This is a genomic window from Paraburkholderia sp. 35.1 (assembly GCF_050436525.1).
GTDB lineage: Bacteria > Pseudomonadota > Gammaproteobacteria > Burkholderiales > Burkholderiaceae > Paraburkholderia > Paraburkholderia tuberum.
The window spans coordinates 625,064-644,323 of sequence record NZ_JBNDMJ010000003.1 but is presented as its reverse complement, the minus strand read 5'-3'; the positions used below and the strand labels follow the sequence as shown (position 1 = coordinate 644,323).

At 60.8% G+C, this 19,260-nt stretch carries 10 protein-coding genes and 4 pseudogenes; 8 read left to right on the top strand and 6 right to left on the bottom strand.

Features of this window, described 5'->3' with window-relative positions; all coding sequences use genetic code 11:
- Positions 1-18: 18 nt before the first annotated feature.
- From OKW27_RS22960 to OKW27_RS22930, 7 genes and pseudogenes are all read left to right on the top strand, one after another.
- Positions 19-610 (top strand): annotated as a pseudogene (locus tag OKW27_RS22960) (transposase); the annotation flags it as partial.
- A gap of 256 nt (positions 611-866) precedes the next feature.
- Entirely contained in the window at positions 867-2,021 is a 1,155-nt protein-coding gene (locus OKW27_RS22955; protein ID WP_429334975.1) for an IS110 family transposase, read from the top strand.
- A 419-nt stretch (positions 2,022-2,440) separates the two neighbouring features.
- A pseudogene (locus tag OKW27_RS22950) lies at positions 2,441-2,710 on the top strand (hypothetical protein); the annotation flags it as partial.
- A pseudogene (locus OKW27_RS22945) lies at positions 2,707-4,134 on the top strand (IS3 family transposase); the annotation flags it as partial. The pseudogenes OKW27_RS22950 and OKW27_RS22945, both read left to right, overlap by 4 nt.
- Positions 4,135-5,589: 1,455 nt before the next feature.
- The gene (locus tag OKW27_RS22940; RefSeq protein WP_429334974.1) at positions 5,590-6,054 is read left to right on the top strand and encodes a hypothetical protein; all 465 of its coding nucleotides are present in this window, start codon (positions 5,590-5,592) and stop codon (positions 6,052-6,054) included.
- A gap of 9 nt (positions 6,055-6,063) precedes the next feature.
- Positions 6,064-6,756 (top strand): protein mobD, encoded by a 693-nt coding sequence (locus OKW27_RS22935; protein WP_429334973.1) that lies wholly within the window; start codon positions 6,064-6,066, stop codon positions 6,754-6,756.
- Positions 6,749-7,456 (top strand): hypothetical protein, encoded by a 708-nt coding sequence (locus OKW27_RS22930; protein WP_429334972.1) that lies wholly within the window; start codon positions 6,749-6,751, stop codon positions 7,454-7,456. Before OKW27_RS22935 ends, OKW27_RS22930 begins: the two co-directional genes overlap by 8 nt.
- 302 nt (positions 7,457-7,758) lie before the next feature.
- Here the strand turns inward: OKW27_RS22930 and OKW27_RS22925 are convergent.
- The 5 genes and pseudogenes from OKW27_RS22925 to OKW27_RS22905 all read right to left on the bottom strand — a co-directional run bounded on the left by OKW27_RS22925 (position 7,759) and on the right by OKW27_RS22905 (position 16,697).
- Positions 7,759-10,001: pseudogene (locus tag OKW27_RS22925) on the bottom strand (ParB/RepB/Spo0J family partition protein).
- 134 nt (positions 10,002-10,135) lie between these two features.
- Positions 10,136-10,969 (bottom strand): DUF932 domain-containing protein, encoded by an 834-nt coding sequence (locus tag OKW27_RS22920; protein ID WP_429334971.1) that lies wholly within the window; start codon positions 10,967-10,969, stop codon positions 10,136-10,138.
- Positions 10,970-11,800: 831 nt separating this feature from the next.
- Positions 11,801-13,492: a choline dehydrogenase gene (betA, locus tag OKW27_RS22915; protein ID WP_429334970.1), complete on the bottom strand. Its 1,692-nt coding sequence runs from the start codon at positions 13,490-13,492 to the stop codon at positions 11,801-11,803.
- 43 nt (positions 13,493-13,535) lie between these two features.
- The gene (locus OKW27_RS22910) at positions 13,536-15,062 is read right to left on the bottom strand and encodes a purine-cytosine permease family protein (protein WP_429334969.1); all 1,527 of its coding nucleotides are present in this window, start codon (positions 15,060-15,062) and stop codon (positions 13,536-13,538) included.
- A gap of 126 nt (positions 15,063-15,188) precedes the next feature.
- Entirely contained in the window at positions 15,189-16,697 is a 1,509-nt protein-coding gene (locus tag OKW27_RS22905; protein ID WP_429334968.1) for an aldehyde dehydrogenase family protein, read from the bottom strand.
- 278 nt (positions 16,698-16,975) lie between these two features.
- Here OKW27_RS22905 and OKW27_RS22900 point away from each other — a divergent pair, with 278 nt between their 5' ends.
- Positions 16,976-17,902, top strand: coding sequence for a LysR family transcriptional regulator (locus OKW27_RS22900; protein WP_429334967.1), 927 nt, complete (start codon positions 16,976-16,978; stop codon positions 17,900-17,902).
- Positions 17,903-17,926: 24 nt separating this feature from the next.
- On the opposite strand, the gene OKW27_RS22895 is transcribed toward OKW27_RS22900, so the two are convergent.
- The gene (locus OKW27_RS22895; RefSeq protein ID WP_429334966.1) at positions 17,927-19,066 is read right to left on the bottom strand and encodes a branched-chain amino acid ABC transporter substrate-binding protein; all 1,140 of its coding nucleotides are present in this window, start codon (positions 19,064-19,066) and stop codon (positions 17,927-17,929) included.
- Between the last annotated feature and the right edge of the window lie 194 nt (positions 19,067-19,260).

Below are 19,260 nucleotides of genomic sequence, written 5' to 3'. Positions count from 1 at the left end.
GCCTCCCCATTAACCTGACAGTGCCCTTGGCAGCAATTGGCGTTCAACGAACATCGGCGCACGATTGAAGACCGGCTCGCCCAATGCGAGCGGCTGGAACTGGCTTTGCGCGAAGCCGTTATAACTGGCGGTTTTATCCGGTCGTACTTGCCCTGCAGGCCATGCGTGGAATCAACTTTACGTCGGCAATCGGACTGGTCTCTGAGCTGGGCGACCTGTCGCGCTTCGAAGATCCGCGGCAGTTGATGGCATGGATTGGTGTGACGCCTTCAGAACATTCATCGGGCGGGAACGACGGCAAGGTAGCATTACCAAGACCGGCAACAGCTATGCACGTAAGCTGCTGGTGGAATCCACCTGGAGCTACCGGCATCCCGCCCGCGTAAGCATCGACATTCAGCACCGGCATGAAGGTCTACTCAAACCGATAATCGATCGTGCCTGGGACGCGCAGCTGAGGCTGTGCAGGCGATTCCGCAAACTCGTAAGCCGAGGCAAGACCGCACACGTCGCCCTCATCGCTGTCGCACGCGAGTTGGCTGGCTTCATCCGGGACGTCGGCCGACTGGGGATGTCACTCGCTCTGCCTCCCAGCGTACAACCTGCATAAACGGAGCTTCTGAAAAAACCGACGAGCAGTAAAAATTTGAAGTTTCCTGAAGGCGGCGCAGCCCGGTATTCGAGTAATCCGCGACCGCGTTTGGCAACGGCATCAGTCGACTTGCGTAGTAAGGAAGCGACAGGCTTATGAGACGGACCTCTGTAAGGCGGCAACCAACCTGCGAATATCAGATCCTATGAAGCGAGGGCCTCGACGTGCTGACGTCTAAAATCAGCTTGCCGAGGTTTGCTTACAGGAGAACATCATGCGTACCGATCAGGCATACACGGGTCATGGTGACGTACTCGTGCTGGCAGTGTCGCTGGAACTGGCGGCGGCCAAATGGAAAGTCGCGCTTCACGACGGCCGGCGCGAGAAGCCGGCCGTGCACACCCTCGCACAACCACAGGCCGCAGCGCGTCTGCAGGCGGTCCTGGACCTGATCGAGGCACACAAGGAGAAGTGGTCGCTGCCGGCCGGCGTACGCACGGTCGTGAACTACGAGGCCGGGCAGGACGCGTTCTGGATCTGTCGCGTGCTGCAGGTGCACGGCATCGAGTGCTACGTCATCGATCCGGCCAGCACCCCGGTTGAACGTCACAGACGGCGCGCGAAGACCGACCGGCTCGATGTAATCAAGCTGGTGATCAATCTGCGCGCATGGCTGCGCGGCGAGCGCGACCGCATGCACGTTGTGCACGTGCCGTCACCGCAGGATGAGGCATCGCGCCAGCTGATGCGCGAGCGCGGCCAACTGCAGAAGGAAGTGCTGCAGCACCGCGACCGGATGCGCAAGCTCCTGGTCACGCTCGGTTGCTGGGATGCGGTCGATCACCGTACCTTCGCCAAGCGGCTCGAACGCGAGGAGGTGCGCTGCCATGACGGAGCGCCGTTACCGCACGAGCTGCGTGAGCGTTTAATGCGCGAGTGCGAACGCCTCGCACTCGTCGAACAACAACTTGCGGCGCTGGAGAAGACGCGACAGGCAAACGTACCGGCACCCGCGCGCCAGCGTTGCGATGCGCTGGCGCGCCTGCAGGGGATTGGCGAAGTAGGCGCCTCGCGCCTTGCCCTCGAGCTATTCTGGCGAGAGTTCGACAACCGCCGCGAAGTCGGTGCGTGCATCGGGCTCGTGCCACAGCCCTACGACAGTGGCGAAAGCCAGGTCGACCAGGGGATCAGCAAACAGGGAAACCGGCGGGTGCGCGCGCTGCTGATCGAGATGGCCTGGACCTGGCTTCGCTACCAGCCCGGCAGCGCATTGGCGAAATGGTTTAACCACCGCACACAAGGTACGGGACCGAACCGACGCGCGCGACGCATCGCCATCGTCGCGGTCGCGCGACGTCTTGCCATTGCGCTGTGGCGCTATCTGAAAGACGGCGTCATCCCTGACGGCGCACAGCTGAAGTCCACATAAGCCCCTACAGTTTGGCAGGAAGGAGATAAAGGTTTGGCCAGGCAGTGACGTGGCAAACATGGTTGAAGTGAACATCCCGTGGTCACACTGGGTTGCTGAAGCAACCGAATACTTTCAGATGGGGCATGTTCCCGGGGCGAATGATTCCGGCGTAACGCGCATGCGGGATAAGGCTGGTGATACGCCAGCGGATAGAAGGCGGTGAGAATGCTGGTTCTTCTCACGAGCGCAAGGGCGGCTTCAGACCAAACACAGGTCAGACAGGTTATGGAAATTTCGGGAAAAGGGATCTTGACAGAAGTCTGCTCATAGAAGCGTGATCCACCGTCGAGATTTACAGCTACGCCGGCCTCAGGAAATTTGCTTTAACCATGGTGTGGATTTTCAAAACCGATCCAGATTGACACCGGGAGTCATATCAGCGAGGTGACACGTATCTCCGAACTCTGCTGGTTCACGGCGCGCGGAGCATCATCTATCGCGCGAAAGAGCCAGGTGTCTGGGTCGAACAGATGAAACAGCGACGCCCATTGAATGTCGTCATCGTCGCAATGGCTAACAAGCTTGCCCGAATAATCTGGGCGGTGCTGGCACCCCCCCCCCCCCCCCCCCCCCCCCCCCCCCGCGTCACAATGGTTGTCGCCTGGATAAAATTGGAATCTGGGGGCGATAAAGAGAGAACAAGTTGACGCGTTACGGAAAGACATTCAAGGACAGAGCGGTGGCGCGGTTGTTGCCGCCGGAGAGCGCATCAGTGGAAGAGGTTGCGCGAGAGATCGGTGTGGGCGCGCAGACGCTGGAGCGCTGGCGCAGTGATGCGCTGTCCAGGCCCGCTCGCGAGCGGGCCTGGACAGCGGCCGCGCGTTTCGAAGCGGTGTTGAGCACGGCAGCGATGGACGAGACGGCCCGCAATGCGTGGTGCCGCGAGCATGGCGTGTATCCGCAGGAACTGGCGCAGTGGCGGCAAGCGGCCACGCAGGCGCTGGCCGAGCCCGAAGAGGCCCGTGCGAGTCCACAGCAAACGAAGCAGGACCAGCGTCGCATCAAGGAACTGGAACGCGAACTGCGGCGCAAGGAGAAAGCACTGGCCGAGGCAGCCGCATTGCTGGTTCTTTCAAAAAAACTCGGGGCGATCTTCAACACGGACAAGGGCGAGGACGAATGATCGGCCTCGAAGATCGCCAGTTCCTGGCCCGGGAAATCGATTCGGCAAGACTGGCTGGCGCACGGTTGCGCCTGGCCTGCGAGGTGGCCGGGATCGACGTGCGTACCCTGCAGCGCTGGAAGGCCCATGAGGGGCTCGTCAAGGGTGACGCCAGGCCCGGCGCGACGCGCCCGCTGCCCGCGCACGCCCTGAGCCCGCAGGAGCGGGCGAACGTGCTGCGCGTAGCCAGCGAGCCGCGCTTTGCCGACATGCCACCGGCGCGCATCGTGCCGATGCTGGCCGACGAAGGCGTGTACATCGCCAGCGAATCGACCTTTGCGCGCGTGCTGCGCGAGCATGGGCAGATGACGCGCCGTGGTCGTGCCAGAACGCCTTCGAGCGCCCGGCCGCCGACCACGCACGTCGCCACGGCGCCGCGCCAGGTGTGGTGCTGGGACATGACCTATCTGCCGGCAACGGTAACAGGGCGATGGTTCCACCTGTACATGATCCTGGACCTGTACAGCCGCAAGATTGTCGGCTGGGAGGTGCACGACAGCGACGCGGCCGAACACGCTGCTCATCTCGTGCGTCGTACGGCGCTCTCCGAAGGCATTGCCGTCCTTGAGACCCGGCCGGTGCTGCACGGCGATAACGGTGCGACGCTCAAGGCCACCACCGTGCTGGCGATGCTGCACTGGCTGGGTGTCAAGCCGTCGTACTCGCGCCCCCCGGGTCAGCGACGACAACGCCTACGCCGAGGCGCTGTTCCGAACCGCGAAGTACCGGCCGGAGTTTCCGGTCACAGGCTTCGAGGACCTGAACGCTGCTCGCAACTGGGCTGCCGGCTTCGTGCAGTGGTACAACTTCGAGCATCGTCATAGCGGCATCCGCTACGTGACACCTGCGCAGCGGCATGCCGGTGACGATCGTGCGCTTCTCGTGGCACGTCACGCACTGTATCTGAGAACCCTGCTTGTACAGGGCGCCCGCGCGGTCATGCACTTCGTGAACCGTCGCGACGATCGGCACAGTCGCTGGATCAAGGCTGTGATGCAACGCCGCCACGTGAGCATTGCTGCGATCGCCCTGGCGAACAAGACGGCGCGCATTGCATGGGCAATATTGACAGGTAACGGCTGCTTCCGAGTTGCGTAACAGGCAACAGATATTGAGTATGGCTTTATTTCTTTCGCGATTGCGCAAGAAGCAGCAAGCATGGCGAACCGGTCGGACCGGCGCTTGCAGATCCTGATATATCCGGCGGCTGCAGTACGAAGCCAGAAGGCCGATGAGGAGCAAGCGCGCAAATTTCCATGATGGCTCGTGCAGCAGCAAGCACATCAGAAGCCGAATGTACGGACGCAGTCGTGACCCTCAAAATGCAAACCGATCTTGCTCATAGGCGGGAGTCCATGTACGGATGTAGAGCTGCAGCCCATCCTATTCGTCAAGACCTCGAACATCTGGCGCAAACGGGGGGTTCATGTAGACATAAAAGAAATGAGCAAAATTTTGATCGTCAGAGCTTAATTCCATATCCTATTGTCGTGTTCTGCATAGGCTCAGTGTTGGGCATCCAGTTCAGTGCGTCGGCGATGAATACGGCGCGTACGACCACGATGACGATGCGGAGGCAGCGCGGACGACCCTTTGGAATTCAAGCGTTGGCCCCCTGGGTGCCCAAAACCGGCGCAAGCCTATCCTGCCATACCTCGTTTCAATGTCCGTTTTTATCTTCCGGCTAAGCGCTTTCAGCGAGGTTGGCCGGGAATTTCCGTAAGGTGGCCAGATGCGTCCGCGGGATGCACCCCATGAATCCGCTGTTCTTCCTTTGCTCGACCGCACACCGAATCTCATGGTGCGGGATGTCGATTGAACGAGTCTGCATACTGGGCAGGCGGATTTCTGCGTAGTGATCCGGTCCACTGCCGCTACCTGAATGTCAGATGTCTGCGAGGGCCGCGGCTGGAGTCGGTAATCGCACGCGCTGAATCGGCAACGTCGATTCAGCTTCGGGCGGCTGTTGATCTCCTAAAATCTCGCCGGTCTTTCCCAAAGATATGCAGGCAGGGCTATCGGGAGTTCGTAGAGTAAGGGATATAGTCTGCGAGACTATCGTGTCTCTATCGGCTCGCAGTTCCGTTGTGTGAATCCTGATGGCCAGCACGATTCAGCCCGTTGCCTGTGATCGTTCTGCGCCTGCGCCGTCGTGGAGTTTGCCCGGAATCCCTTCGCTACGTCTTTCCGGACATCGGCCCGGTCCGTTGCTCGTGCCAGACGTGTCCAAAATATTTCTTTAATTCCAACGCGATCCGTCTGATTCCATGACGTTCCGATAGCGAAAATCCGGCCAAAAACAGGTGTTGACGAGGTCTTCCCGAGTGAACAAGATGGGATAAAGAGAGCACGACGGAGCGAACCATGCCAGTTGCGAAAAGCTATACCCGGGCGCAATGGGATGAGCTTGTCCGCACTCTGGAATCACTGCCGGTCAAGCCAGAGGCCGAGCAGCGTGTCTCTATTACCGATGCGATGAAAGAGATGCGTCTGGTAATCGGTGCGGTGAGGAAGAAGGGATATACGCTGGAAGAAATCGTTGAACATGCACGGAAGAAGGGCGTTGATTTTAGCGTTGGCTCTGTCAAGTACGCGTTATACCCATCGAAGAAAGACAAACCAGCTCGACAGTCTGCAAAGGAACCGGCACGAGACAATGCCGCGCCATCGCCTCGTACGAAGAAGGTAAGCAAGGACGATGTACCGCGCGCGGAGGCTGTCAGAGAAAATCAAAAGCAGGATGCGGGAGAGATTGTCAGTAGGCCGGGAAGCATGGTGATGCGTGACGCGTTCTCATTCGAGATCAGGCCTGACACCGAGAACCTTTAGAGGATTCAAATGGACATGACGACTTACCCCATCTATCTCGTTGGTGGCAGCAAGGGCGGCGTAGGCAAGAGTTTTGTTGCGCTCGCGCTGGCCGATTATCTGCTACGGCGGGATATTCATGCGGCGCTTGTGGAAACGGATACCTCCAACCCAGACGTGATGAAAGCAGTCCAGGATGATATGCGCTGCATTGCCTATAGCCTGGACGATGCAGACGGCTGGATCGGCCTTGTCAATTTCTGCGACGAGCAACGAGACGCAGCGATCGTTGTCAACACGGCGGCGCGGAGCCAGACGGGTGTTGAGCAGTTCGGGGCGACACTGGCCGGCGCGCTTGGCGAGCTTCGGCGCCGGCTTGTTGTCCTGTGGGTGATCAACCGGCAACGCGACAGCCTTGAATTGCTGAGCGCTTTCAACGAGACGTTCCCGGACGCGGTGATAAACGTCGTACGCAATGGCTACTTCGGTCCGGCGGACAAGTTCACGCTGTATCAGGGGTCGCAGCTTCGCCGTTTCATCGAATCGCGCGGTCACTCACTGGATTTTCCTGATCTTGCGGATCGGGTCGCGGACGAGCTTCGCAGTCGGCGCATGTCGATTCGCAAGGCAGCGGAGACGATGCATATCGGTGAACGGGTCGAGCTATTGCGTTGGCGTTCGTTGTGCGATGCCATGTTCGCCAAGGTAACGGTCGATGGATAGCAGGCAGGGCAGGCCGGTGGACGAGCTCGCCTGTCTGTTTCTCGACGTCACGGGCGAATTGCCTGACGATGCCAGTGTGCTGCGAATGCGTCGGGTATCGAGTGCGCTCAACCTCCGCGACAACGATGCGCTGTGGTCTGTGCTGGTCATGCTCGAGCACTACGGGCGACTCTACGAGGCCATGCCGGAGCGCATCCGGCAGGCAGGCGCGGGCAGTCTGGATGTCGTGCGGACGGAGGCGCGGGCAGCGACGGATGCGTTGATGACGCAGCATCGTGACGCGCTCGCGCGCTGCAAGGCCACGATTGAACTGGCCGGGCAGATGATCGATGAACATGAGGCGCGCAACCGGGCCGCGCTTGCGGCGCTGAACGATGAGGCGCTGGCTACACTCACGCAGCGGGCGGCGAATCACATTGCCCGCGTTGCCGGTAACCGGCTCGTGGGGGCGACGGCTGTCGCCGTACGTGACCAACAGAAACGGATCGACACGACGCTCACGTCATTCGAGCGCGTCGCCCTGCGGCGGCTCGTGCGGGCGTGCTATGGGCTGGTCGTCGGCGGACTGATTGTGATGCTGCTGGCCGCGGGCGCGGGCGGGCTGGCCGGATGGTGGGCTGGCGTCCATTGGGGGCGGGCAGACGGGTCGCCGTCTGCCCGCACGGGTTATACCTCGGCGGTGCGGTGTCACCCTCCATGAATTCAGCAGCGTGGCGGAGCACGTCTGCAGCCGCGTCGTTCTGGTCGAAGGCGATCATCGGTGCCTGGTAGCCTTCATCTTCGGCGCGGGCAAGGGCCATGTCGTAGTGCTTGCCTTCGTTGGATTGCAGATCGGTGGCTTCAACGAAAGTCAGGGAGAGGTCGGGCGAGCCTTCGGCATTGATGGTGAGCACGGCCATGCGGATGCGGTTGGTCATGATGTGTTCCACCGGTTCAGGTCTGGCAGGCGGCGCATTCGGGCTTGCCGCCTGCCTCGTCCCGTTGGCGGGGCGAAAGGTGGGATCACGCTACGAGGGAGCCGGATTGCGCGCTGTCCATGCTGTCCGAAGTCGGGTACGGCCACGACGTCAGCGGGCTACTGGCGACAGGGGCGGCTTCTGCGTCGGCGGGCGTATCGTTGACGTGCTCCGTGCCGTTACCGGCATCCGGCTCAGCATCGACGTCTTCGTCTTCCGGCGTGTCGTCCGCGCCGTTGCCGGTATCGCCCGCATCGGCGCCGTCTTTATCCTCGTCGTCACGGTTTTCCCGTGACGGCGTGGCCGGGGCTTCGCGATCGGTGAGTATTTCCGGGAGCCATGCCACCTTTGCAAGCCGAAGCTCGGCGGCGGCTGCCGCGTCGGTCTTCTTCATCTTGTTGAGGTCGGTGGCGGCTTTCGGTGACACGGCAGCGGAGACAACGTCCGCGATGCGTGCCTTGCTCACGTGATCGAAATACGTCGCACGCGTCGGCGTCCAGTACCGGGTCATGTCGAGGTTCAGCGCACCCGCAAGCGTGTTGATCGCATGCGGTTTTTCCTCGCCCGCGATGCCGTCGAGCAGGGTGCCGGTGCAGAATGCAAGCAGGTCGAGCAGCGTCGTGACGGGGTCCTGTTCGATCAGCCACGGCAGCAGGTCCGCTCGTCTGGCAGGCAGTTCATCGATCCAGCGCGTTTGCTGCGTCTCGATGGCGTTCCAGGCGGGGCTGGCGGGCAGGTCGTCGGCCGCGCGCAGCAGACTGTCGTGGTTGTTCTCGCCGGACAGTGTGAGATAGCTGCGCGCAGACGTGTGCCCGAAGTGCTCGGGCAGTGCCTTCGGGGTCAGGTAGTGCAGCAGGGCGACGAGCGCCATGGCGGGCTGGGCGACCAGTTCCGCGTGGACGGCAGCGGTACGGTGCGCCGTGAGCCGCTGGCAGAGCTTCGCGCTGTGGACGGGTTTGATCTTCGGAGCCTTGGTGGACGGCGCGTCCGGGCCTTCGGCTGCGGCGATGCCGGTGACGGTTGCCCCTGCCGCGTCCAGTGCCGCGCTGTTCTCGCGCCGCACGAGGCCGCGCTCGATGACGAACTCACCCTGCGGCCCGACAATCACGAATGCGCCCGTCTCGGCCATCTGATGCGTGTCCCATGCGAGCGCTCGGTTTTCGAGTGCGATGAGCATCGCATTGACCCGCTCAATTTCGTCGTTGAGCCGGTCGGCTTCCTCATAGGCGCTTTCGTCGTCCTCCGCCAGTGCTTCGATTTTTTCGGCGAGTTCATCCTGCTGCGCGGTGAGGGCGTCCATTTCGCGCTGCTCGTCCTCGGTGTATGGGCGCTGCACCGGGCGCAACCTGCCGTGGCGGTTCAGTTCGACAAAATCGCGTTCGATGCGCGTTTCCGTCCAGCCCCATCCCTCGGCCCGCACTTCGGCGGCAGCAGCGTCGAGCTTCTGCGCGACGAGCTTCTGCAGCAGTTCGGCGTCGGCGATGTAGCCCGAGTTTTCGTCGTCGCTGAACAGATCGCGGCGAATGTAGCCGCCCGCTGCTTCATAGGCGGCGAGGCCGACGAATCGGACGAGGCGGCTGCGGCTCGCATCGATTTCGGCGCGCGTGATCGCCTGTCGCAGGTAGTTCGGCTGGCGCTGCCACCCGTTCGCGTCGGACCAGATGTGTTCCTGCGTTTCGTGGTCGTCTGCGAGGGCGAGTGCGGCAAGCTGTTCGAGCGTGATCGCGTCCTCGCGCAGCTTGGCGAGCAGCTTGGGCGATACGTTGGCGAGCTTCATGCGCCGCTTGACCGTGAGCGGCGAGGCGGAGAAAAGCGCCGCGATGTAATCGACGCTACGCCCTTCCTCGGCCAGCATCCGGTATGCGCGCAGCACGTCGAACGGGTCGAGTGCTTCGCGTTCGCTGTTCTCGATCAGCGAAATGGCGAGGGCTTTGCCTTCGCTGACGATTCGCACCGGCACCGGATAGTCGGCCACAGATATGCTTCTGTTCGAACAGCAGGTCGAGCGCGGCTTTTCGGCGCTGGCCCGCGCAGACGCCATACCGGCGCTGCTTGCCGCGCGATCGCTTCATGTCGTGGACGACGAGGTTTTGCAGCAGGCCCCTCGCCCGGATGTTGGCGGCGAGCGCCGGGATCCCCGACAGCGGTTTCGTGCGGGGCGTTGAGCGGTGAGGACCGCAGGCTGGAATACGGCACGGTGACGAGCGGCTGTTCGTCGCCGAAGTTGGTTTCGAGCGGCGAGACGCCTTCGTCGGTGTTCGCCTTGACGGTTTCGACTTGAGCTTGCATGACTGACTCCAGAAAAATAAAAAGGAAGGTTCCGGGTCGGGTGCTGTCCGATTCCACCAGGACGTGACCCGGATAGGAGTCCTGATGGAATGTGACGGAGCGAGGAAGGCAAAACGCTCCCGCCCCTGCGGCGCTTACTCCTTCATCTGGCGCATGGCGTCAGCGAGCATCCACAGCGCACGGTTGAGCTTCACGTTCTGGTCGATGCCGGTGATGGGGCGCGTGGACATGGCGCGCCCGCTGCGAGAGCGCCCGTGCAGGCCGCCTTTGGTGAGGTTTTCCTGCACCCGGTTAAAGACCGTCCAGAGATCGTCGTGGCGATCTTCGAAACGGCGCGGCACCAGTAGCTGACTTTCGGTGACCGGGGCGGCTGCCTCGGCGTCGGTCGGGTCGTAGCGCAGGGCGAGGGCGGAGCGGGCGAACGCATGCTGTTCGTCGAGGTTCAGTTCGACGGCTCGCATACCTTCCTTCTGCTCGCGGATCAGGTCGAAGCCGTCGAGAACGTCAAACGCGCCGTTAATCACGTTCTGTACGACGTTGCCTTTATGTGGTACGCGAATATCGGCGATGTTGTCGCCCGCGACCATGCCGTTCCGACAGACAAAGCGGAACGTGCCTGCGAGCATCTGGTAGCTGCTGGTGCCGTCATGAGAATTCAGCAGCACGATCTCATCGGCTTCCTCGCCAGTGATCTGATCAGCATGGCGAAGCCGCAGCATGTGCTTCGTGAATTCGCGCTTGCCCTGATCGCGCACGCGGGTCTGGCAGATCATGAACGGTTGGAAGCCTTCGGTCCGAAGACCGCGCAGGACGTCGATGGTCGGAATATAGGTATAACGTTCCGAACGGCTTTCGTGCTTGCCATCAGCGAAGATGGACGGGGCGACGCGCCGGATCTGATCGTCTGAAAGCGGCGAGTCAGCGCGCAGCATCGGGGAGCCGTAATGGAAAGAGGAAGCGAGTTGCATGGCAGTCTCCACAGTCAAGGTTGAGGACCTGAACCGGGCGATGGAATGTGGTTTGCCGTTGCGGCTGGACACTTTCCGGTGGAACTTGGGGTTGGCTTTGCTGCCGCCTGGCTCCCTGGCTCCCGCCCGTGCGACTCGAGGAGCCGATCGCGGGCAGGCGTCAAGGAAAAAGGCGAGGGAGGGGTGCGGGCAACACGGTCCCTCGCCCCTTGATGCGTGGCCGCTATCGGCTACGGTCGCGGGTCAAGGGCGGGGAGCGGGGAACCGGGTGCATGCCGTGCCTCGGGTTGACCGGGCTGGGTTTGGCGCAGGACCCGCGGCGATGTGATTGATCGCGACACCGAAATAGACAGTGGGGTATGGCTGTGCCGCGGCTTGGTGACCGAGACGAAATTGAACGAGGCACGCGGCCCGGTTCATACTGCGACAGCTCGCTGTCTTCAATCATCCCTGCAGTCCATCTGCCGTCGTTAGGGGCGCCGCGGGATCTGCGGCTGTTCAACCACGACTAGCGGCCATTCACCGACGCGAGGCTGAATACAGCTTCTCGGCCTGAGCCGTCATTCGAGCATCGGTGCCGGTCAGGCGGGTATGGGGCGCTTTCCTGTCATTCACAGGTCGGTGGTCGCGAATGGCTCGTCCCGCGGAAAGTGAACGAGTACTTGCGACCCACAGCCGTCCTTCAGCCCGGCAAAACGAATGACCGAAGTCCGTATAGCATGCGACGGTCGCCCGCCGCGCCCTGGCTAACACGCTTCGGTCATGGGGGTTGCATCATCTCTACTCGATAGTCAGAAAACGCCCCCCGTTCTCCGCGCCGGCAATCTCAACCTACTCGACAAACAGATTTCGCGTCGGCGCATGCGTACGTTGCCGTGTCTCCCACCCCTCGGCCAAGCCCACTTCCGCATCGGACGCGGGCAGCATCGGGACCGCGCGAAGCAGATCGGACGCGCGCTCGGCGAGCATGATCGTCGGCGCGTTCAGATTGCCATTGGGCTCGGTCGGGAATACGGATGAATCGATGACTCGTAAGCCCTCCATGCCACGAACCCGCAACTCGGAATCGACCACAGCCATGTCATCCTCCCCCATGCGGCACGAACCACACGGATGCATCGTGCTTTCCAGGTTCGCCCTGACAAAGGCGTCGATTTGCTCATCCGTTTGCACGTGCGGGCCGGGAGCCAGTTCGACATCGCGGAACCGGTCCATCGCCGGCTGCCCGATGATTTCTCTCGTCAACCGGACGCAGCGTCGAAAGCCCTCGCGGTCCTCTTCGCGATCCAGATAGTTGAAGCGGAGTTCCGGATGCGTATAGGGATCTGCCGACATCGTCCTGACGTAGCCCCGGCTCTTCGGCTTGTTCGGTCCGGTCAATATCATGAACCCGTGTCCCTTGAACGGCTTGTCGCCGTCGTAGCGCATGGCGGCGGGCAAGAAATGAAACTGAATGTCAGGCCAGCGCAAACCCGCTTCCGAGCGGATGAATCCACCGGCCTCAAAATGGTTGCTTGCCCCCAGTCCATCCTTGAACAAGAGCCACCGCAGCCCGATCATGAATTTACTGAACGGGTCCATTTTCGCGTTGAGGGTGACGGGCTCCTTGCAGGCATACTGAATATAGATTTCCGCATGATCCTGCAGGTTCTCGCCCACGCCGGGCAAGTGATGCCTGACCTGGATCCCCGCCTTGCGCAGCAATTCGGACGGCCCGATTCCGGAGCGTTGGAGCAGGTGAGGCGACCCGATCGGGCCCGAGGCGATCAGTACTTCAGCACGGCATCGCACAACGTGCGTGCTTCCGCCGTGATCGTACTCGACCCCAACCGCGCGCTTGCCTTCGAGAATCACGCGGCGGGTCATCGCATTCGTCACCACGGTCAGATTGGGCCGCTTCATTGCGGGGCGCAAGTAAGCATTAGCAGTAGACCAGCGCACACCATCCTTGACGGTCATATGCATTGCGCCAAAGCCTTCCTGCATATGGCCATTGCAGTCTTCTGTCTTTATGTATCCGGCCTCGGCGCCTGCCTCGATCCAGGCGCCGTACAGCGGATTCGCCATGTTGTTGCCATTGTTCGTGGACAGTGGTCCCGCCGCGCCCCGGTACTCGTCGCCACCGAACTTGTAGCTCTCAGCGCGCCTGAAATACGGCAAACAGTTGCGATAGCCCCAGCCTCGTGCACCCAATCCCTCCCATTCGTCGAAGTCGCAAGCGTGCCCGCGAATATAAACGAGGCCGTTGATCGACGACGATCCGCCCAGCACCTTGCCGCGCGGGCAATGCAATTGGCGGCCATTCAGATGAGCTTCGGGGGCGGTCTGATAGCGCCAGTTGTACTTCGAAGTATTCATCGGCATGGAAAATGCGCTCGGCATCTGAATGATGACACTGCGATCGCTTCCGCCGTATTCCAGCACCAGAACACGGACCGCCGGATCCTCGGTGAGCCGGTTCGCCAATACACACCCGGCCGATCCAGCGCCAACTATGATGTAATCGAATTGCTCGGTAGCCATGATATTTGCCTGCTTCCTGGATCTTGATGGGGTCGTCTATGGTTCAGTAGCGACCTTTGTCGCCGGCGGTGTACTGCGGTGATGTCTTCTCGATAGAGGCGATGACAGACTCTTCGTGCTTTAGATCGAGCGAGCGTGACAATGCGTAGTACGCAAGGCCGGAGACCAACAGACCGACCAGCCAGGCCAGATCGACGCTGCCCATCGCGCGGGCAAGCGGCCCGACATACACCTCGTTAGCGCCGTCGAGCACGCAGAAGAACGGAATCATCGAAACGAATCCGATTGCGTAAGCAGTCAGACCGCGCGAGCCCCATGTTCCGTACAGGTTGTTGTGAGGCAGGAAGAAGTGTGGAATGGCATAGCGGCCCTTGCGAACGAAAAAGTAGTCCGTCAGATTGACAGCAGTCCACGGCACCAGAAAATACAGCATGACGACCAGGTAAATATTCAGGACGGAAAGACCTTTCCCCGACGTATAGATGCTGAGGGCAACACCGAGCTGAAGGATCACCACGAAGATAATCGCGAGAATGCGAGTCCTCGGGGTAGGCTGGAGTTTCCGGAATGAATCAACTGCGGTGATAGTCGTCAGTTTTGCGCTATATATGTTCATCGCGATGACCGGTAGAAATGCCAGGATCGTGACGCCGACCACAACGCTGCCCATCCCCGGTGCGAGGTCGTTACCCACCTGATTCAACGCGACTAGCACATCGGTTGCCTGCAGATGGTCTGCCAGCCAGCCGCCAATCGTGATCATCCACGCCCCCGACAGCGATGCGCCCAGGAACACGGCCGCGATCAGTTTGCCGCTCGGCGTGTTTTTCGGCAGGTAGCGCGAATAGTCGGATACATACGGTGCGTAGGCGATGTTGTAGCTGGCGGCCGCTGCGAACTGCGCGATGAAAGCGATCCAGCCGAAGCCCAGCGGTGGCGGTGGCGCGGTCCCAGGCGCGACAGCGGGGAGCGGCACGTCATGCACCCAATGCATCAGCACGGCCATCGTGACGAGTCCATAAAGGGGCAGCGACAGATACAACGCCCATTTGAAACTCCGGTGCATCCAGTCGTGGCCGAGAATTGCCGGAATCGAAGCCGGCAGGGTCACAGCGAGCGCCACCTTGACGGGGTCCCAGTTGAACAGTGCTTTGAGGCCTTGCATCATCAGCACGAGGTTGACGATGTTGAATCCGGCGAACACGAATAGCGTCGCCAACAGCACGACGATGACCCCGCGATAGCCGAACTGCGCTCTCGACTGAATCATCTGCGGTAAGCCAAGGTGAGGACCTTGCGATCCGTGAAAGGCCATGAATAAGGTGCCGAACATGATGCCCAGCGTGCCGGCTATGGTGGTCCACAGCGCGCTCAGTCCAATGCTGGGACCGACAAAGCCAATGGTCATGGTAAAAAAAGTGAAATTACCCAGAAACCAGAACGGTCCCTGCCTGGATAGCCTGTCAGTTCGTTCGTTATCCGGAATAAAATCTATCGAATGGCCTTCGATGGCGCCGTGCTCAACCCCCGCTACGGCACCTTTCACTGCTTCGTCTGCTGCTTGCATCATGTACCCCTGACTCGAGTGAGAGGTTGATGGAATGAGAATAGACCGGTCATGCATGCCACGCCGCCACACCCGCTCGCCACGCGCCCGCAGGGCACGTTCGATGGACCCGGTCGGCGGATTGGCGGCTCAGTGCAGCGTGATCCAGACCGCCTTGCTCTCCATCAGGTGATCGAGTTGTTCGGGGCCGAGGTCTTTGCCAAAGCCGGATTCCTTGAATCCACCGAATGGCATCGACGGGTCGATGGTGCTGTGCGCGTTGACATAGACCGTGCCGGCGCGCAATTCTGGAATCAGTCTATGTACGCGATTCAGGTCGTTGGAGTAAATCGCAGCGGCAAGACCGTATGGCGAGTCATTCGCGAGCGACAACGCGTCGCTGATATCGTCGAAGGGTGCGGTCACCAGCACCGGGCCGAAGATTTCTTCGCGGACAATCTTCATTTCGCTGCGGCAATGCGTAAAGATCGTCGGCTCAACGAAGTAGCCTGGCCGATCCAGCAAATGGCCACCATACGCCACTTCCGCGCCTTCGCGCCGCCCGGCTTCAATATACGACTCGACACGATCCTTCTGGAGCGCGGAAACAAGCGGGCTGATGAAGCAATCCCGATCGAGGCCGGGCGCGATCTTCATCTGACGCGTGTGTTCGATCAACGCATCAACGAACTTGTCGTGAATGCCGCGCTGGATGTAAACCCGTGCCCCCGCATCGCACACCTGTCCGGAATTGAAGAATATGCCGTTTGCTACGGCTTGGGCAGCCGCCTCGATGTCGGCGTCCTCCAGCACCAGCACCGGCGATTTGCCGCCCAGTTCGAGCGTGATGCGTTTGATGCCACCCACGGCAGTTTGCCCGACCGTGCGGCCCACTTCGGTGGAACCCGTGAACGTGATCTTGTCGATACCCGGATGGGCGGCCATCGCCGCGCCAATATCGCGCCCTCGCCCCGTTATGACGTTGACGACGCCGTCTGGGATGCCGGCCTCGTGCACCAACTCCGCGAAACGAAGCGTCGACAACGACGTGAGCTCGGCCGGCTTGATGACGGTGGTGCAACCCGCGGCGAGCGCGGCCGCCACCTTCCACGCCATCGTTTGCAGCGGGAAGTTCCAGGGGACGATGACGCCGATGACACCGATCGGTTCCTTGCGCGTGTAGGCAACGTAATCGCCAGGCAGGGAGGGTTCTACCGTGCGGCCATGGAGCTTTGACGCCCATCCGGCAAAATAACGGAAGGTGTCGATCGTGCCCTGAACGTCGACGTCACGCGCATTGCCGACAGACTTGCCTACATCGATCGATTCGATCTCGGCCAACTCCGTTGCATTCGCTTCGATCAGATCGGCGAGGCGATGGAGCAGTCGTTCACGCTCAAGAGGCTTGAGCTTTCGCCACGGTCCCCCTTCGAATTGTTTGCGAGCAGCTTCGATCGCGTGATCCAGATCGGTGATCGTCGCCAAGGGGATGTGCGTGATCACGCCCCCGGTGGATGGTTCGAGCACCGCGCACGACTCCCGGTCGCCTTGTGGAACCCAGGCACCGCCAATAAACATCTTCTGCGGCCCGGTGAGAAACCGTTGCGTTTCTTCGCGGATCCCGAACGTCTCCAGATAATTTTGTACGATTTTATCCATAATTGTCTCCTGTGTTACGAATTAACTGCTGCACGGCCTCTGGTGGGCCGGTTTCGTGCGCGTGGATGCGCCGGATCCTGCAACGCTTTGGCGGGCCCCTAACGAGATCGCCGCGAGGCTCATCGGCTCACACCATCGGCGAACATCGATATAAACGTGGCTTGTGGCAGGGCGGCCTTTTGAGAGACTATGCGCGACACGGCTGCGGGAAAAAATCACGTGGTTCAGATGTTCATATCGGAAATATCGAAGCAAGCGGCACAAACGGAGCGACGACGGTGATCCAGTTGCAGGACGTGGACCTCAAGCTATTAAGGGTTTTCATGACGGTGGTACGGAGCGGCGGCTTTTCCGCCGCCCAGGCAACCCTGAACGTCAGCCAGTCGACCATCAGCGAACAGATGACGACGCTCGAAACGCGCCTGGGGCTCAAGCTTTGCGAGAGGGGGCGCAGCGGCTTTCGTCTTACCGAACACGGCGTGGCGACTTACGAGGCGGCGCAGCGGTTGCAACTGGCGGTCGAAAACTTCTGTGTGGATACGGATGCGCTAAAGAAGAACGTCTCAGGGAGGCTGTACCTCGGCATCATCGACAACACGGTGACCGACTCGGCCTCACCGCTGCCACAGGCACTGCAGGCGTTCGTATCGAGAGGGCACGACGTGCATCTGGATGTCTACGTCGGCACGCCTGCCGAACTGGAGGAGCGTGTGCTGGATGGCCGGTTGCACGTCGCTGTCGGGCACTTTCCGCTGCACGTACCGGGGCTCACCTACACCGACCTCTATTGCGAACCGGACGGTCTGTATTGCGGGAAGCATCATGTGCTCGCCGGCCTCCGGCCCGACGAAGCCTCACTCAAACAGGCCATCGCGTCCAGCCGCGTGGTCGCGCGCGGCTATCTGCAGCAGCACGACCTGCGAATGCTCAGCGTCAGTAAAGCCGCAGCGACCGTGGACAATATCGAGGCGCAGGCCATCCTGATTCTATCGGGCGCGTACATCGGATTTCTGCCGATCCATTACGCTGCCCGATGGGTCGCACGCGACGAGATGCGTCATATATGCCCCGACCAGTTCGGCACCCAATGGCCATTCTGCGCAATCACGAAGCGGGCCGCCGTGCCCCCTACCATCCTGCAGGTATTCATGACGGACTTGATGGAAAGCTACCGTCTGGCCCAGCAGGCAGCGAACGTCGCGTAGGGATTGCGAAGCGTCCGCTTCGATCTAGGGCTGGGAAGATGCCAGCGGCGTTGGCTCACCGTTTTGATAGGTATAAATGGTGATTGGCGAGTCTTTCAGATCGCGGTTCTGGTCAAATCGATAGTGCCCTGACACCCCTTGATAATCGATGCCAGCGAGTGCAGCACGATACTGTGCCGGCTCGATGGCATTGGCCTTGTGCATGGCCCGCGCGACGATGTTCATGCCATCGTATAACGCGGCGCTGTAAGTCAATGGATCCGTATGGAAGCGCTGCTTGTAATCCGCCTTGAACTGCCGCCCTTCCTGCGTTTGATCGAGGACGGGACCACCTTGCGGACAATACACGCCCGCATCGACCGTGTCGCCGCCGACTTTTGCCAGTTCGGCATTGCACATGGCATCGCCACCAAGCAGGTAGCCGTTCATCGCAAGGCGTTTCATCTGTTTGCGCAGCGCCCCGGCTTGCGCATAGTAGCCGCCGTAGAAAATCCCATCCGCGTTGGCGCCCTTGATGTGTGTGAGGATCGAGACGAAGTCGGTCGCGTTGTCGGTCGTATATTCCCGATCCACAATCTCGATGCCGTTGGCTTTGGCTGCGTTGATAAATTCGTCGGCGAGACCTTGGCCGTACGCTGTCCGATCATCGATCACAGCCATTCGCTTGACCTTCAACTTCCTTGCCGCAAATTCGCCCATGCGGCTGCCAAGTTGTGTGTCGCTGGCCGAGATGCGAAACACGAACGGATAGCCGTGTTGCGTGATCGACGGGTTCGATGCGACGGTCGCCATTACGATTCCCGCGACATTCACCAGGTTTGAAATCGGAATCGCGACGCCCGAATTGAACGGGCCAAAAATGACCTTCACATTGTCGTCGACGAGGCGTTGCGCAACCGTCATACCGGTACGCGGATCGGCGGCATCATCTTGCGAGACCAGTTCGAAGCGGGTCTTCTGACCGCCGATCACTAGCCCCTGGGCATTCAGACGCTCGATCGCCATCCTGACGCCGTTTTCGTCGTCCTTGCCAATGGCGGCCTGCGGGCCGGTCAAGGGTCCGGTCAAACCGATTTTCACCACCTGCTCGCCCGCCGCCGCGTGCACCGACACCATGCTCAAAGCGACTGCTGTCAACCCCGCACCTGCGATCAATTTTTTCATCGTGCTCTCCTCACATCATGAAGTATCAAATCGCCCTGCCGCCAGAGGTGGCGGACGCGTTGCGCTTTGGCCTGGAAAGACATCCCGTTGAGACCCCGCTGTCCGTTTGCTTGCATGGAAACCACGGCAGTGGAGTTGACACACAATTCTGTGTAGCCAAATTCCCCAATAAAATGCACCATTGATGAAACACA